Annotated in this window: 15 protein-coding genes and 1 riboswitch; of the genes, 8 read left to right on the top strand and 7 right to left on the bottom strand. The window is 34.3% G+C overall.

Features of this window, described 5'->3' with window-relative positions:
* Positions 1-59: 59 nt before the first annotated feature.
* Positions 60-1,598 carry a Ppx/GppA family phosphatase gene (locus ACX5JI_RS03445; RefSeq protein ID WP_459499691.1) on the bottom strand — a complete coding sequence of 513 codons (1,539 nt, stop codon included), beginning with the start codon at positions 1,596-1,598 and terminating at the stop codon, positions 60-62.
* A 180-nt stretch (positions 1,599-1,778) separates the two neighbouring features.
* On the opposite strand from ACX5JI_RS03445, the gene ACX5JI_RS03440 reads away from it, so the two are divergent.
* Entirely contained in the window at positions 1,779-2,237 is a 459-nt protein-coding gene (locus tag ACX5JI_RS03440; RefSeq protein WP_459499690.1) for a YkyB family protein, read from the top strand.
* Between the two features lie 30 nt (positions 2,238-2,267).
* On the opposite strand, the gene ACX5JI_RS03435 is transcribed toward ACX5JI_RS03440, so the two are convergent.
* Positions 2,268-2,888: a YkyA family protein gene (locus ACX5JI_RS03435; RefSeq protein WP_459500271.1), complete on the bottom strand. Its 621-nt coding sequence runs from the start codon at positions 2,886-2,888 to the stop codon at positions 2,268-2,270.
* Positions 2,889-3,750: 862 nt separating this feature from the next.
* On the opposite strand from ACX5JI_RS03435, the gene ACX5JI_RS03430 reads away from it, so the two are divergent.
* Positions 3,751-3,984, top strand: a complete 234-nt coding sequence (locus tag ACX5JI_RS03430; protein ID WP_459499689.1) for a phage holin — start codon at positions 3,751-3,753, stop codon at positions 3,982-3,984.
* Positions 3,985-4,015: 31 nt separating this feature from the next.
* Here ACX5JI_RS03430 and ACX5JI_RS03425 read toward each other — a convergent pair whose 3' ends face one another.
* Positions 4,016-4,531: a hypothetical protein gene (locus tag ACX5JI_RS03425; RefSeq protein ID WP_459499688.1), complete on the bottom strand. Its 516-nt coding sequence runs from the start codon at positions 4,529-4,531 to the stop codon at positions 4,016-4,018.
* Positions 4,532-4,938: 407 nt separating this feature from the next.
* Here ACX5JI_RS03425 and ACX5JI_RS03420 point away from each other — a divergent pair, with 407 nt between their 5' ends.
* The 3 genes from ACX5JI_RS03420 to metE all read left to right on the top strand — a co-directional run bounded on the left by ACX5JI_RS03420 (position 4,939) and on the right by metE (position 10,117).
* The gene (locus ACX5JI_RS03420; RefSeq protein ID WP_459499687.1) at positions 4,939-6,474 is read left to right on the top strand and encodes an MDR family MFS transporter; all 1,536 of its coding nucleotides are present in this window, start codon (positions 4,939-4,941) and stop codon (positions 6,472-6,474) included.
* A 90-nt stretch (positions 6,475-6,564) separates the two neighbouring features.
* Positions 6,565-7,119 (top strand): PadR family transcriptional regulator, encoded by a 555-nt coding sequence (locus tag ACX5JI_RS03415; RefSeq protein WP_459499686.1) that lies wholly within the window; start codon positions 6,565-6,567, stop codon positions 7,117-7,119.
* 392 nt (positions 7,120-7,511) lie between these two features.
* A riboswitch (cobalamin riboswitch) is annotated at positions 7,512-7,700 on the top strand.
* A gap of 128 nt (positions 7,701-7,828) precedes the next feature.
* Entirely contained in the window at positions 7,829-10,117 is a 2,289-nt protein-coding gene (gene metE / locus ACX5JI_RS03410) for a 5-methyltetrahydropteroyltriglutamate--homocysteine S-methyltransferase (RefSeq protein WP_459499685.1), read from the top strand.
* 437 nt (positions 10,118-10,554) lie between these two features.
* On the opposite strand, the gene comJ is transcribed toward metE, so the two are convergent.
* Both comJ and nucA read right to left on the bottom strand, forming a co-directional pair.
* Complete coding sequence (gene comJ / locus ACX5JI_RS03405; RefSeq protein ID WP_459499684.1) at positions 10,555-10,938, bottom strand: competence protein ComJ; 384 nt, start codon at positions 10,936-10,938, stop codon at positions 10,555-10,557.
* A 52-nt stretch (positions 10,939-10,990) separates the two neighbouring features.
* Positions 10,991-11,425: a DNA-entry nuclease gene (gene nucA, locus ACX5JI_RS03400; RefSeq protein WP_459499683.1), complete on the bottom strand. Its 435-nt coding sequence runs from the start codon at positions 11,423-11,425 to the stop codon at positions 10,991-10,993.
* 237 nt (positions 11,426-11,662) lie between these two features.
* On the opposite strand from nucA, the gene ACX5JI_RS03395 reads away from it, so the two are divergent.
* Positions 11,663-12,406 carry a DUF3967 domain-containing protein gene (locus ACX5JI_RS03395; protein ID WP_459499682.1) on the top strand — a complete coding sequence of 248 codons (744 nt, stop codon included), beginning with the start codon at positions 11,663-11,665 and terminating at the stop codon, positions 12,404-12,406.
* Positions 12,407-12,434: 28 nt separating this feature from the next.
* Here ACX5JI_RS03395 and ACX5JI_RS03390 read toward each other — a convergent pair whose 3' ends face one another.
* Entirely contained in the window at positions 12,435-13,709 is a 1,275-nt protein-coding gene (locus ACX5JI_RS03390; RefSeq protein ID WP_459499681.1) for a sensor histidine kinase, read from the bottom strand.
* A 306-nt stretch (positions 13,710-14,015) separates the two neighbouring features.
* On the opposite strand from ACX5JI_RS03390, the gene ACX5JI_RS03385 reads away from it, so the two are divergent.
* Together ACX5JI_RS03385 and ACX5JI_RS03380 are read left to right on the top strand one after the other, a co-directional pair.
* Positions 14,016-14,216, top strand: coding sequence for a protein YkzT (locus ACX5JI_RS03385; RefSeq protein ID WP_459499680.1), 201 nt, complete (start codon positions 14,016-14,018; stop codon positions 14,214-14,216).
* Positions 14,217-14,318: 102 nt separating this feature from the next.
* Positions 14,319-15,482 (top strand): aminotransferase A, encoded by a 1,164-nt coding sequence (locus tag ACX5JI_RS03380; protein ID WP_459499679.1) that lies wholly within the window; start codon positions 14,319-14,321, stop codon positions 15,480-15,482.
* A 14-nt stretch (positions 15,483-15,496) separates the two neighbouring features.
* Here ACX5JI_RS03380 and ACX5JI_RS03375 read toward each other — a convergent pair whose 3' ends face one another.
* Positions 15,497-16,519, bottom strand: coding sequence for a LacI family DNA-binding transcriptional regulator (locus ACX5JI_RS03375; protein WP_459499678.1), 1,023 nt, complete (start codon positions 16,517-16,519; stop codon positions 15,497-15,499).
* Positions 16,520-16,529: the final 10 nt, after the last annotated feature.

Genomic DNA, 16,529 nt, shown 5'->3' with positions numbered 1-16,529 from the left:
TATTGTAGCAAATTCCAATTTATTAAAGTGTAAATTTTTTGTAAAGACATCCGTACAACTTAGCTTTTCCCCTCAAATACTAGGTGAATATTCATCTTTAATGCTTTTTCAAGTTGTTTTTTCTGCTTTTCCGCCTGCACTTTTTCCGCTAAGGCCGATCGTTCACACAAAATGTGAAATACTAGCCCCTCTTTATTTCTCTTCACCTGAATCGTTTCAATTAGTTCTCTTTGCCTCACATTTAAAGCGGCAGAAAATTGTAAAATCGCTCCTAATAAACGAATCTTTTTTTGTTCACTCTTATCAAACCATCCTTCAAATGGTTCTAAATATTGCTTAAATAACATTTTCGACTTATAGGATGCAATAAGTGCAAGTCTAATACGCTCTTTATGCATCATGCCATCAATTGTCTTATTCGCCAATAAATAGAATGTATGCAGACGGCTTGCTTCCGCATCTATGTATTTCCCAATATTAAATACTTTGGCGGCTTGATAAAATATATTCCAATCTTTTTCTGAAAAAGTGATAATTTCAGACTCTTCAAGTTGTGTACAAATTAGCGTTCCATGCTTAATAAGTTGCACCACGAAGTTCATATCCATTTCATACTCATAGGACAATAAGTATAAACTCTCTTCTATCACATTTGGATAATAAATAACACCTAAATTTTTTGTAAGTTCCTCATAGAAAACCCCTTCTCGTAGTCCTTTTCTACTTAATACAAATGACGGGGCTTGTATAATATTTGTTAACATATAAAATACTTCTACAGCTGGAATAATTGTATCAGCCCGATCTTTTGCTAGCCCATCTAGTTTCTGTACTTCTGTAAAAGAAAGACGTTCCAATTCTTCTCTTACATCCCTTATATCTTCTTCCTTCATTTTATATAAATGCAAACCTGCTATCGGATAAGAAATTATATTTTGATGAATCTTCACCATATTCCGGGCACTTCCACCTATGGAGATAAGAGGTAGCCTTTTACCTTTTAACCAAGGTAATGTTTGAAATTGATACCATAAATATCTTCTTAATTCTTCTAGTTCTTCTGTAGTTGGTATCTCATTACGAATAAATTGTTGTTTCAGAGAAAGCGCTCCAAAAGGAAAGCTGTGATATTCCACCATTTCTCGGTCCCGAAAATAGGTAACCTCTGTACTCCCCCCGCCAATGTCAACAGTAATTCCTTCAGTAAAGGAAGTTGAATTCATTACAGCTAAGTAACCATAACGTGCTTCTTCATATTCAGATAAAACCCTAAGTACAAAATCAGTTTTTCCTTCTACAAGTTTTTTTATTTCTTCTTGGTTTTTCGCTTGTCTAATTGTTGCTGTCGCAACACAAAGAACAGTATGTAACCCATGAAACCTTGTACTTTCTTGAAATTGGAGTAGTGTTTGTAGCAGTATATTCATTCCCTCTTCTATAAGCACACCATCTATTAAATAATTTCTTAAACGTGCTACAACTTTTGTATTTTCAACTTCCTTATAAAAACCACCATTTTGTTTTTCGTAAATTACCAATCGCATCGTATTTGAGCCAATATCAATAATGGCATATTGTTGTTTCAATATATCTTTCACACTTCTCACTCTTTCATTATTAAATTTCTAGAATCCATTCCTATCATTATTATACAAAATAGTTGTTTTTTGTAACAATATTGCTTTAATATTTAAAATATATACAATTATTTTTTGTATATAATAAAAACCATTTTTATTTATGCTATAATATTGAAAAACTAGAAAGGGGATCCCATTATGAAAGCTTCACAACCGCAGTCTCATTCGCACAAACAATATTCTATTGATCAATTGGCTCAATCTATTTTCATTGTAAACCGGCATGCTAAAGCCGCGACGAATCCTAAATACCTATATTGGTTGAAAAAGTTTGCTTTAGAACGTTTAATTCGTGAAAAAAAAGCAATTAAAGAAGGATTACATTTCTCTAGGAATCCACGCTTTAGCCAGCAACAATCAGATGTTCTCGTTCGATTAGGCGACTATTTTTTCCATATCCCTCCTACAAAAGATGATTTCAATACACTTCCACATCTCGGTAGCCTTGAATCTTCCTATAGAAACCCCAAAACGAATCTTTCTTTAGCAGTAGCAAAAAAAACACTCCAAGATTACATTGGACCAGAAGCGCTAAAACAAGAAAAAAAATTGAGTGAACCAATCCCTTGGTATCGTCGTACGTATACGAAAAAATAAAGCAGGCTTGGCTATAATAGCCAACCTGCTTTATTTTTTTTCTTCTTTTATTTTTATATTCGCCTGTTTATAAAATGCGATTTTTTCTGTATTATATGATTTTGTATATTCATTAAACTTATCTTTTTCAGCATCAATATCTTTATAAGATTGGTTCACCTTTTTCACTTTATCACTAATATCTTTTAATTTCGCTCCCTTATCTTGAAGCATTGTAAATAGTTCTTTTTCTAATTTTAATGATTTACTATAACTATCATACAGCTTATTGAAAGACTCATGACGTTTTTCGTAAGTTTTCTTTACTTTGTCTGCTTGTTCTTTCAGCTTACCATTCTCGATTTTCCCGACAAATTTATCAACTGATTTCACTTCTTCTTTCGCTTTATTCAATGCTTCTTTTTCTTTATCCATTACTTTTCCACGTTCTGCTGTATTTTTCATTGCTTGATCTAATTTTTCTTTCACAGCTTGATTATTATCTTTTCCTTCTTGTACAATTTGACCATATAATGTTTGACCTTCTTTTTCTAATCCCTCTAATTTTTTGGCATCTTCAAACATTGGTTTTTCTTGCTTCGCAGCATTTTCAAATGCTACATATAACTCCTCTTCTGGTTTCGGACCGAAACATCCAGCCAATACTGTCATAGATAAAGCTACTACAATTGCTATTTTGTTATATTTCAACTTCTTTTCCTCCTAATTAAATTTCACCAGTACTTTTTATTTCATCTAAATTTCACCTAATCATTGGCGAACTAGATTAAATTCCCCTGTATGACTACAACTCTTACAGGTTATGTAAAGGATTGAAATATGAACCCCCCGCCACGATAACACGAATTGCAAACTAGCAGCTTCATTAAAAGCCACTGTCGGCTCCTCACGTCTTCCATTCTATCATTCCCTTTCTATCTTTCTATCAAACTTTTCTTGTCCATTTTACACACTCTAAAGGTTTACTTGCAACAATTTACAAAAATTCTTTTTATTCCCTAAAAAGAAAAGTGTAGAGATTGTTCCCTCTACACTTTTTAAATGAAAAACATTGTGCAAAATGTATTGACACATCCATCATAATTATATGATGTTTAAATCTATTTTTAAAGACTTTTGTTACAAAATACTCTCTTTTTGTAACAAAAGAAAAAAAATTGTTACGAAAAAACTTATATAATTCTACTTTTACGCCTGAATTCCCCCGTCCTAAATCAATCATCTTCTAAAATAACAACTAATTATGTTTTATATAATATAACTTATAAGTAAAGCAACACGACTGAATATCTATACACCACGCATTGCTATCGATTCGGTAGCGAACTGCCAATCTTCCTTTATGCTTTATATACATTCTTCGTTCATCACAATATATATTTCAATATTAATAATACTTTTTTTTAAAAATAAAAATGTATATATTTCTCTTCCATTTTATCTCTCAAACTTGTATCCATTTCGTTTCTATTTCATATATATAGTATATACCCCTTACAGAAAGGAGAAAAAAATGTTACAAAAAGAAAATATTCCAGACATCCTTCGTTTTTTAACCGGTTTTCTCTTATCATTAAAACTATTATTTCAATCATTTGGTCTTTCTTTTATTACAAACGATCAAATTGATGCAATCATAAATGTTACTTCTTTCTTATTTATCTTATACTTCGGATATAAAAATAACTATGTCGGAAAAAAAGGCTTGGAGCAGAAAAAATTACTAAAGAAGCATAAGTTGCATTAAAAAAGGAACCCACGTCCAATGGGGTTCCTTTTTATTTTTGTTTGGAGATTACTTCTTTTGTTTGAAACGGCCCATATAATTGGCCCTTCTGCTGAAATGTATATGTGGCACACAACGAAATACATGACGGGATTTGTATACGGGATGCTTTCACCTGACAGATTAATTGCGCTTTTTCACCTGATAGTAATTCATCAATACGCCACCTTACAAGTTGAAATAAAAACTCCCCCGCCCCTTTATTCGTTTGTAATGTATTAGGCATATATGCAAAATGATCACGAATCATATGACTAACGATTACGCGCGAAATGTCTTCGCTTCCTCTATTTTCAACTTCTAATTGAATAAAAAGAATTTCCTGTACTCCATAAACTACTTCTTGTGAAAAACACTGCTCTTTTATACTGCGAATTTGTAATGTTACTGCGACATTTGGATTAGACTGTTTTATCGTAATTTCTCTAGAACCACCTTCCCTCCACATAACAGGTTGTAAAGACGTCGGAAACACTTCTCTCTCTAAACCCATTTCCCATATTTTCACAATAACAATTCACCTCATTCCAAATGATATTATCTGTATAAATTTACTCTGCACTCCTAAATCATAACCTAACCTTCTCTTCTTCATCTTAAATCATAGGTTTTTATCTGTCCCTTTATATTATTCGGCAACATGATAAAAAAAACATTTTAAATAGCTATAAACTTGATCATTCTTCATTCCTCCTTTTATGTCTTCAATATTACAAGCTACAGAACAAAAAAATTGCTTTATAGTCAAATTTGACTATAATATAAATTAAGCTTTCTATTCTTTATGACAAAAGAACGTCATCTTAATAAAGGAAACGATAAAATCATAATCGTACATAAAGACATACTAAAGCATGAACTACCAATTAGCTTTTTCTAAAAAGCGATTAATCTTATATAAAAGGAGGAATACATTTGCAAGAGCAAACATCTCAAAACAAAGTAAACAAAACAAAATTTGTTGTAGCTGGATTGTTACTCGGTATTTTAATGGCAGCAATGGATAATACAATCGTTGCCACTGCCATGGCAACAATCGTTGGAGACCTAGGAGGATTTGATAAATTTGTTTGGGTCACATCAGCTTACATGGTAGCAACAATGGCAGGGATGCCGATTTTCGGTAAATTGTCTGATATGTACGGACGGAAGCGGTTTTATATCGGTGGTTTGCTTCTCTTCTTGCTAGGCTCAATTCTTTGCGGTACGGCATCGAGCATTGAACAGTTAAGCATTTACAGAGCAATCCAAGGAATTGGTGGCGGTGCTCTCATGCCAATTGCCTTCACAATCATGTATGACATATTCCCCCCAGAAAAACGCGGGAAAATGACAGGACTATTTGGCGCGGTTTTTGGAACATCAAGCGTATTTGGACCTTTATTAGGGGCTTATATTACAGATTATATAAGTTGGCACTGGGTATTTTATATTAATATTCCATTAGGGCTTATCTCCTTCTTCTTCATCTCGAAGTATTACAAAGAATCTCTACAATATAGAAAACAAAAAATTGATTGGGCTGGTGCCATCACGCTTGTAATAAGCATTGTTTGCTTAATGTTTGCACTAGAACTTGGCGGTAAGGAATATGCATGGGATTCTAACATGATTCTTGGACTATTTGCTACGTTTGTTCTCATGCTTATCATTTTCTTTTTCATAGAAAGACGAGCAACAGAGCCAATTATTTCTTTCCATTTATTTAAAAAGCCTTTATTTGCAGCAAGTCAAGGAGTTGCCTTTTTCTATGGAGCAGCTTTTATTATTTGCACTGTTTATATTCCAATTTTTGTTCAAGGTGTTCTCGGTGGTTCCGCATCAAATGCCGGATTAGTTTTAACACCGATGATGGTAGGTTCTGTAATTGGAAGTCAAGCTGGTGGACAATTTGCTTCCCGAACAAGTTACCGTAACATCATGATTGTGTCTGGTATTTTCTTTATACTTGGTATCTATTTACTCAGCACTTTAACAATGGAAACACCTCGCTCACTTGTAACGCTCTTTATGGTTCTTGCTGGACTTGGAGTTGGATTCTCTTTCTCTGTTTTAAGCATGTCTTCCATTCACAATTTAGAAATGAGAGACCGTGGTTCTGCGACATCCACAAATTCATTTTTTCGTTCTCTCGGAATGACTCTTGGTGTAACAATTTTCGGTACGATTCAAAATCATATTTTCACTGATAAATTAACATCGGTTTTCCCACCAGAATTAGCAAAAATGGCACCTAAAAATGGGGATACAAGCTTTTTATTATCACCACAGGCCACTGAAAAAATTCCACCTCACATATTGGATGGAATTAAACAAACACTTGCGATATCTATCGCTGATACATTTTTCTGGGCGCTTATTCCAGCCGTCCTAAGCATGATCTGTATTACACTAATGGGCAAAGAACGTCTCGTAACTGGAACAAAAAACAAACAGAAACAAGTCAGTTAATATACACTAAAACAACGGTATATCTCTTTATCAAAAGAGATATACCGTTTATAATATTTTAAAATTTTATATTACAGGAGTTGAAACAGCATGAGTATGAAACTAGTCATCCTCGGCTTACTACTCGAAGGAGATAAACATCCATATGAAGTGCAACATATAATGAAAGAACGTCATATGGATTGTTACATTAAATATGCAAAAGGATCTCTCTACTACGCTTTTGAACAACTAGAAAAACAAGGGGCTATTGCAGTTACAAATGTAATACGCGATACCAATCGACCCGATAAAACGATTTTCCATATAACTGAAACTGGAAAAGAACTTTTCCAGACGCTACTATTAAAGCAATTCGAAGCTAAAAATCAAATATATAAACCAATCTATTCAGCACTATCTTTCGCTCATTTTGGTGACGAAAAAACAATCATCCCTATTTTAGAACAAAAGATAACTGACACAGTTCAATATTTACATACGATGCAATCCATATACGAACATAGCAAAAAAAATGTTCCTCGTGCACAACTTTATATTTTAAAAAGTGTTATTGAACATATTACAGTTGAATTAAATTGGCTAAATGAGCTATATAAAGACGCAAGTACTGGGCGTCTTTCCGAAATCGGAACAGACATATAATATGTCTTAGCACTAACTCTCTTCCTTCACTGCTTATAAAGTGACCCTTTAATCAGCCCTCACCAATCGGGCTCTTACGGGCAGCTCGCCCCCACGCTCTGAATCTTGAGGTGGGGGCGAGCTGTCCGCAAATAGCGAGATAAAAATCTTTATCTAAATTTTTATAAGCAGTTTTCCCACTTTACCCTTACATATACCAAATCACATTTCTTCTTACAGTCCTTTAGATACAGCATTTTTTTGTAAAAAAATAGTTTTTTAACATATTTGAAAATAAAATATTCTAAATGATAAGAATGCAAAACTTTGAAATATTCTTATTTTAAAACAGTAGACAAAATTTAAAAAATTGTGTTAAAATTTGTTTCAATATCATATTCGCTTGTTAAATTCCTTTCAAAAGGAAAATAGGCACACGGGATTTCTTATTTCGTGTTTAAAAGGAAAGTTTGGTGAAATTCCAACGCGGTCCCGCCACTGTAAGTGCAAAGACCTCTTTTCTATACCACTGTGAAAACGGGAAGGGAAAAGAAATCGTATAACGCATAAGCCAAGAGACCTGCCTATTTTAACAACACTGATAGACTCACGGCTGCTGATTAGGTGTTAGAAACGAGAAGAGAGGGATATTTTTTGTACCTTTCCCCTTTCGTGACAAGCATTTCCGAGTAAACAGAAATGCTTACTTTTAATTAGGGAGGAATTTAAAATGGCAATTCAAACAAGTAATTTAGGGTATCCACGAATTGGATTACACAGAGAATGGAAAAAAACGTTGGAAGCTTTTTGGTCAAACAAAATTGATGAGCAGCAATTTTCAACGACAATGAAAGAAATCCGCCTTCAACATGTAAAAGTTCAACAAGAAAAAGGAATCGATTTAATTCCAATTGGCGACTTTACATATTATGACCACGTGCTGGACACAGCCTACATGCTTGGCTTTATTCCATCACGTTTTTCGGAGTTTTCTTCTTATCTTGATGTATATTTTGCAATGGCACGGGGTTCCAAAGATCACGTTGCTTCTGAAATGACAAAATGGTTTAACACAAACTATCATTATATTGTTCCTGAATATGAAGAAGGATTGAATATTTCCTTAAAAGACAATCGACCACTTCGCTTATACGAAGAAGCAAAGCAAGAATTAGGTATCGATGGAAAACCAGTTATATTAGGACCTTATACATTCTTAAAATTAGCAAAAGGATATAAAGAAGATCAATTTGCAACTATTTTAAATCAACTAGTTGCACCTTATATACAACTATTAACTGAATTACATGAAGCTGGCGCACGCTTCGTACAAATTGATGAACCAATTTTCGCCTCTTTAACTAAAGAAGAAATCGCAGAAGCTAAAAAGCTTTATGAAACAATTCGTAAAGGTGTACCACATGTATCGCTTATTCTACAAACTTATTTTGATAGTGTAGAAGAAAATTATGAAGAGATTATTACATTCCCTGTATCCGGCATTGGATTGGACTTTGTTCACGGTAAAGAAGGAAATGTAAAAGCTATTTTAGAGCATGGCTTCCCGGCCGACAAAATCTTAGGGATCGGTTGTATAGATGGCCGTAACATTTGGAGAGCTGATCTCGATGAGATTCTTTCTTTATTTAAAACATTACAAGACCGTGTTACACCGCAAGAGTGGATTATTCAACCTTCTTGTAGTTTATTGCATACTCCGATTGATAAAACAGAAGAAATACACTTATCGACAGAACTATTTGATGCTCTTGCATTTGCAAATCAAAAATTAGAAGAACTTGTACTTATTAAACGCGCACTCTCTGAAGGTGTAGACAGTGTGAAAAAAGAATTAGCTACTTACCGCACCGCTCATGAAGCTATACGTTCTTCAGCTGCGCGTAATCGTGAAGATGTAAAAGCAGCTCGTGCAGGTCTTAAAGAAGAAGACTTCTCTCGTCCTCTTCCATTTGAAAAACGTTATGCTTTGCAACAAGAAGCATTGCAGTTACCGCTACTTCCAACAACAACAATCGGTAGCTTCCCGCAAACTACTGAAGTTCGTCAAACGCGTAAACAATGGCGAAGTGGTGATATTACAAACGAACAATATGAAACATTTATTGAAAAGGAAACTAAAAAATGGATTCAATATCAAGAAGAAATCGGCCTTGATGTGCTCGTTCACGGTGAATTTGAACGTACTGATATGGTAGAATACTTCGGTGAACGACTTGCTGGTTTCTCTTTCACTAAAAATGGTTGGGTACAATCATATGGTTCTCGTTGTGTAAAACCACCTGTAATATATGGTGACGTTGCCTTTATTAGCGGGATGACAATTAAAGAAACTGCGTATGCACAGAGCCTTACAAATAAAGTTGTCAAAGGTATGTTAACAGGACCTGTGACAATTTTAAATTGGTCATTCGTTCGAAATGACATTTCACGAAAAGAGGTTTCATATCAAATTGCATTGGCACTTCGTCATGAAGTCGAATTACTTGAATCTTCTGGCATTCGTGTTATTCAAGTTGATGAACCCGCCCTTCGCGAAGGGATGCCATTAAAGGAAAAAGATTGGGATGCATATATTACATGGGCTGTTCAATCATTCCTTTTATCAACTTCTTCTGTAGCGAACGAAACACAAATTCATACACATATGTGTTACAGTAACTTTGAAGATATTGTTGATGCAATCCGTGCTTTAGATGCTGATGTGATTTCTATTGAAACATCAAGAAGCCATGGTGAATTTATTCAAACATTAGAACATACAACATATGAAAAAGGCATTGGTTTAGGTGTTTATGATATTCATAGCCCTCGTGTTCCAAGTAAAGATGAAATGTATACCATTGTAGAACAATCATTAAAAGTATGTGATCCAAAATACTTCTGGATTAATCCAGATTGCGGTTTAAAAACAAGAAGAACAGAAGAAGTTATACCCGCTTTAGAGCATATGGTGCAAGCTGCTAAAGAGGCTCGTTTTCTTTTAAAAACAAACGCTTAATTAAAATAGGGTGTCCTTTCACAGGATACCCTATTTTAATATAAATCCAAATTTAAAAACTAACATCAAACCATTCTTTTTAGATGGATGAGAGCATCTGGCCAGGCATAGAAGCGGTCAGTTCCTTTTTTAGCCCCATTCCATGTGAAAACAGAAGAAGAAAATGAATGAAGGTCTCTGTCTGTTCTTCATAACCATAATGTATCTGTTAAAAAATCAAATTGGATTTATATATTTTCCAACTAGCTGTCTTTGCTGTTTATGGTGAAGCTATATACCCAAACTGAAAAACAACCTCTATTCTTTTTAGATCGGAGAGAGTATCCGGCTCTACATAGCAACAATCAAATCCTCGTCCTGCTCCATATCAATTGAAAGCCAACAAAAAAATGTGTGCATGTCACCTTTTATTTTTCATGGCATTGGCTTTTTCATTCTTACTCTTCAAAAAATAATTCATACCGAACTCTATACAATTCATCCTCCGTCGGCTCTTCAAGTGGCGTTATTTGCAGCACTAGCATATATTCGCCTTGTGGAATTGGAATATGTAATTTACTTGAAAGAATGCTACTTATGAAAACCCCCTCAGTTCCTACCGAAAATGGTGCTGATATCGTTCTCATTACCTTTTCTTTCTCAGTATGTTTCCCAACCACACCTTCAATTTCACACGTATAATCAGAAATCGCCTCAAAAACAATTACACCTTCTGCTTCAGCGTATCCTCTCTCAAAGTCTTCACTCGTCCAGTCTACATAAGGCTGTTCTCCATCATAGTTCATCACGATTAATTGTGAATAGGAAATTGTTAATTCCACAACTATCCTTCCCTTTCTACTATTGATTTTAAGTAGTTTTTCCAATCACCTGCTACTTCACAACAAACTTCACACGAGTCCCATCCGGATATTTATCTAACTGATTTCCAACCCAAGAACCTGCGCCTCTATTATCAGCAGGACTAATATATTCAATATGTGCACCTTTTCCGCCTTCTTTACACATTGCCATTGGCCATTCATCACGATCGTATCCTTTTTTTGCTGGATATGGAGCTAGAGATAACTTCCTTCTATCAGCGGCACCACTTCGATCAATCGTACACACTTTAGACTGCCCTTCTTTCATCGCACTTGCAATATGTTTTCCTGTCTCTGGATAACGTTCTTTTGGAAATTCTAAAACTTGATCATATGTACCTTCTTTCTTAGTCTTTGATTCTGTTGGTGTAAATGCTTCATATATGGCAAGCAAAATAGAAAAAATAGCAATAATCGAAATGATAATTCCTTTTAATTGTTTCATATATACCTCCGTTTTCGGTCCTAATTTCTTTTCCTAAGCTATTATAACAAACTTCCTTCCTATATGTTTTCAGACATTATTTTATCCCTTCTTCCCCTTTACGCCAAAAACATTTATTTTCATGCAACTTTTCACTAATCATGTAGAAAACTTCTAGACTTCCGACATTCTTTTTCAAAGGAAGTTCGAATAAAAGATGGAATTTGTATATACGATACTTTTTGGGGAGGAAATGCCATGGAGGCAACATATAAAACGAAGGATGTTACAAATAAAACCGGAATCCCAAAACACATAGTTCGAAAATATAGTCAACTTCTAGAACAGCACGGTTATACAATTACAAAAGCCGCTGATGCTCGTATATATAAAATGGATGATATGAAACTTTTAAAATTAATTCATGAACGAGCAGCCACTTTACAAGAAGATATTACAGAAACAATTCCTATTATTTTAAAAGAAAAAGACAGTCCACCTGTACCATTATTAAAACAACATCAAGAAGTACAAGAGAAAGAAGAAAGTCGTCATTTTGAAGAATTCATGTTAAAACTTGAGATGCTCGCTCAATTAAATGAAGCAATTATTCATCAAAATTCCACCTTAATTACACAAAACCGATTAAAAGATGAAAAACTAGATGAATTAATGCAACAAGTGTATGTTAAAGAAGGTAAACAAGAAGAAATGCTACAAGAACTTATTGATCATGCTGCTCAAACAGATGAATTACAAAAAGAAAAAATGGACTTATTAATGAATCATATGTATAAGCGTGAGTCAAAACAAGAACAAAAAATGAACAAGCTTGTTAATGATGTTTACAATAAAGACAATAATCGAGATGCACAACTTCTACAAGTCATTCGTGAAATTCAAGAAACAAAACGACTAATCGCTGCCTCAAAGGAGCAAACTTTATTTCAAACATTTAAAAATTTATTTATTCGAGCCAAACCAGAAAAAACAAGCAAATAAACAAAAAGTTACCTTCTATCGGTAACTTTTATTCCTTATTTCTAACTGCTGGTAATGTAATCATTGCTTCCGTTCCTTTTCCACTCTCACTTTTATATTCCAGCGTACCATTATGTGCTTGTAAAATACTAAAGGTAACCATAAGCCCTAGACCTGTTCCTTTTTCTTTTAACGAATAATACGGCTGCCCAAGCCTAGCTAACTGTTCTTTCGTCATTCCAACACCACTATCTTTTACTCGTACTATAATGACATCATCTTTTTGAATAGCAGTTACTTTTAAATATCCTTTGTTTTCTTGAATTGCTTCAATTCCATTTTTAACAATATTCATAATTGCTTGCTTTAACTTTGTCTTATCGCCAATCGTATAAAGATTCTCAGAAATTTCAACTTGTAAATACACACCTTGCATAGCTGCAAATGAAGACATTAAAGTCGTCATTTCTATAAGCTGTGCTGATAAGCATATATGTTCCTTTTTTTCAATTTGTGGTCTAGCTAAATTCAAGTAATCTGAAATAATTTGTTCGGCCCGATCCAGCTCTGCTAATACAAGACGCATATAATCTTTATTCTTCACATCTTCAGTACTCTCTAATAGTTGAATAAAACCACGAACAACTGTAAGAGGATTTCGAACTTCATGTGCTACACTTGCCGCTAGCTCGCTTACAATGTTTAATTTTTCAGATTTTTGCATCTCTGTACGTAACAGTACATTTTCATTTAAATACTCTGTTAAATACACTTGAAATACCATTGTCATAACCATAATAAGGGACGCAAATATGTATCCACTATATAACGGCGACGTAGATTGCATAAAGTCCACTCTTAGTAAACTCCCAAGCATACTACATGCTAAGCCAACAAAAACATATAAAGATGAAATAATAAGAGCTAAGATAAGTTTTTTTTCTCTTGGAAAAACAGACCACTTTTTTGATAACAATAAAGGAATAATTGCAAGACATAACACTTCTATTATTCGAAGCCACTGTAAATCATTCAAAAACCATTCGTATATTATAAAAATAAAAGCTGGGATAATCCCTGCGATCCCGCCATACAAAAAACCACTAATAATTGGAATTGCATGAAAATTGTAATCGCAAATATTCCCAAAACAAATTGGGTATGTCATGGAAAGAACAAGCGTAACACTAGATAAAAACATAATAAAATAGCGATTGGGCTTTGGAAGCATATCTTGATAACGGTTTAGGCGAATCGCTTCATATAAAAACAGTGGTAGAATAATGATAGCAACTTGAATCATCAAATCACGGATTAGCTCCATACCCTTTCATCCTCTACATGTATTTTGATATGATTATATCATTTTACAGTCACTTTTGTTTTAAAATTTAGATTTTTCTTAACATATTTGTAAATCATTTATGAATAAACGTTTAGAAATGTTACAACTTTCCGAAATGATTGTAAACCCTGTACCAAACTATCATGATGTAGTATACAATGAACACGGGTTAACAAATACAATAAAAATTGTCCAATAAACGGACATCTATAACAACATATCGCATATAAATACTATCTAGGTTTACAAATAAGTGACTATTATTTTAGTAGGAGGAAGATAAATATGGCAGGGACTACGCTTGTTTTAAAAGAGGAGAATTTGGTTGTTCTCGAAAATGTGGATAAATCAGTATACGAGGAATTACAAGATAAGGCTGGAGAAGAAAATTGCACATGTGCTGTAAATGAATCTATTGTACACCTTGGAAAAGTGTCTTCTGTTCTTTGGAATGAAGATGAAATAGATTGGGAATATGGGTATTAAAAAGTCGCTTTCAGCGGCTTTTTTATATGCACTCTAAAGCGTACATATAAAATTTATGGTAAAATAAAAGAAATTTTTGTAAACGGAAGAAAGGGAGACAACATGGAACAATTCATTAATCCTAGAGTGAAGGATATCCAAATTTCTGGTATTCGCCAATTTTCTAATATGATTCAAAACTACGATAATCTCATTTCTTTAACAATTGGACAACCAGATTTTCCAACTCCTTCTTTAGTAAAAGAAGCTGCAAAGCGAGCTATTTCAGAAAACTATACTACCTATACACACAACGCTGGCTTATTAGAGTTACGTAAGGCAGCTTGCCATTTTCTAAAGGAAAATTACGATTTACACTATTCACCTGAAAATGAAACCATCGTTACAATTGGGGCTAGCGAGGCAATTGATGTTACATTTCGTACCATCCTAGAGCCGGGAACAGAGGTCATTTTACCAGCTCCTATTTATCCAGGCTATGAGCCTATTATTAGACTATGTGGCGCCACACCTGTTTTTATAGATGTTCGTGAAACAGGCTTCCGTCTAACAGCAGAAGCGATTCAAAACGCAATTACAGATCAAACAAGATGCATCGTTTTACCTTACCCTTCAAATCCGACTGGTGTTACACTGTCAAAAGAAGAACTAAAAGATATTGTAGATGTTTTAAAAGATAAAAACATCTTCATTCTTTCTGATGAAATTTATAGTGAACTTGTATATGAGGAACGTCACATGTCCATTGCACATTTTCCAGAAATGCGTGATAAAACAATTGTTATTAACGGACTAGCAAAATCCCATTCAATGACAGGTTGGCGCATCGGTCTTTTATTTGCTCCAAGCTATTTAGCACAGCATATTTTAAAAGTGCATCAATACAATGTTACGTGTGCAACTTCAATCTCACAATACGCTGCAATCGAAGCATTAACAGCAGCGAAAGATGCACCTAAAATGATGCGACATCAATATAAAAAACGCCGTGATTATGTATATAATAGACTTATTCAAATGGGGCTTACTGTTGAAAAACCAACGGGAGCATTTTATTTATTCCCATACGTTGGCGATATCACTTCTTCTTCATTTGATTTTGCTATTGACCTTGTCAAAGAGGCTAGACTTGCTGTTGTTCCAGGAACAGCATTCTCAACGTATGGCGAAGGATACCTCCGTCTTTCATACGCTTATAGTATGGAAACCTTAAAAGAAGGCTGCGATCGTTTAGAAAAGTTTTTAAAACAAAAAGCTAAGAGATAAAACTCTTAGCTTTTTTATACGTGTTGATCACAAGTTTGACGTTTGAGTAATTTATGTGGAATAATGATACATTTCGAGATAGATTCAGAGCCTTCCACTTTGTCTACTAAAGCTTTTGCAGCCTCATACCCGAGCTGATAAATATTCACATCGACTGTTGTAAGCGGTGGACTTGCAATCTCAGACAATAAAGCATTATTAAAACTCACCAGAGAAACATCTTTCGGTACGGAAACTCCTTTTTTTGCAAGCGCACTCAATACTCCAAGACCAATTAAGTCATCTGTTGCCATAATTGCTGTTGGCGGTTTTTCAAGACTCATTAACTCTTCTACAGCCTGTTGACCGCTCTCTCTTGAAAAATCAAAATGTAAAATATATTCATCTGGTAACACAATGTCAGCTAGTTTTAATGCATCACTCATTCCAGCTAAGCGATCCTTTGTAACAAGCAAATCAGAACCGCCACCAATAAATGCTATTTGTTTATGCCCTAATGCAATAAAATATTCCGCTACTTCTCTTGCAGCTGTATAATTATTATTATCTACATATGTAATTTCATCTTTTCTCTCATACGGCTTCCCAATTAAAACAAATGGAAAACTTTGTTCATGTAAATATTGAATAATACGATCATTTTCACGTGAATAGAGAAGAATAATTCCGCCAATTTGACGACCCTGTACCATCTTCACAACGCCATTAAAAATCTCCTCTTCCGTCTCACCAGTTGACATATACAGTGCATAACCTTCAACATGTGCAAACGAGCTAATTCCTCGAATTACTTCTGGGAAAAATGGATTTTGAAATGCTTTGTTTGCAGAACTCGGCATAACAAGTCCAATCGTTTTTGTCGTTTGATTCGCCAGACTTCTCGCATTTAAATTCGGATGATATCCTAACTCGCTCATTACTTTACGAACACGACGCTTTGTTTTTTCACTTATACTTGGATTATCAGCAATTACACGAGACACAGTAGATGGTGCAACATTCGCCTTTTTTGCTACATCTTTAATTGTAACTGTCATTAAATCTCCT

Source organism: Bacillus sp. C1 (assembly GCF_054570475.1).
The sequence above is the reverse complement of the archived record's forward strand: the minus strand, read 5'-3'. Positions and strand labels throughout refer to the sequence as shown.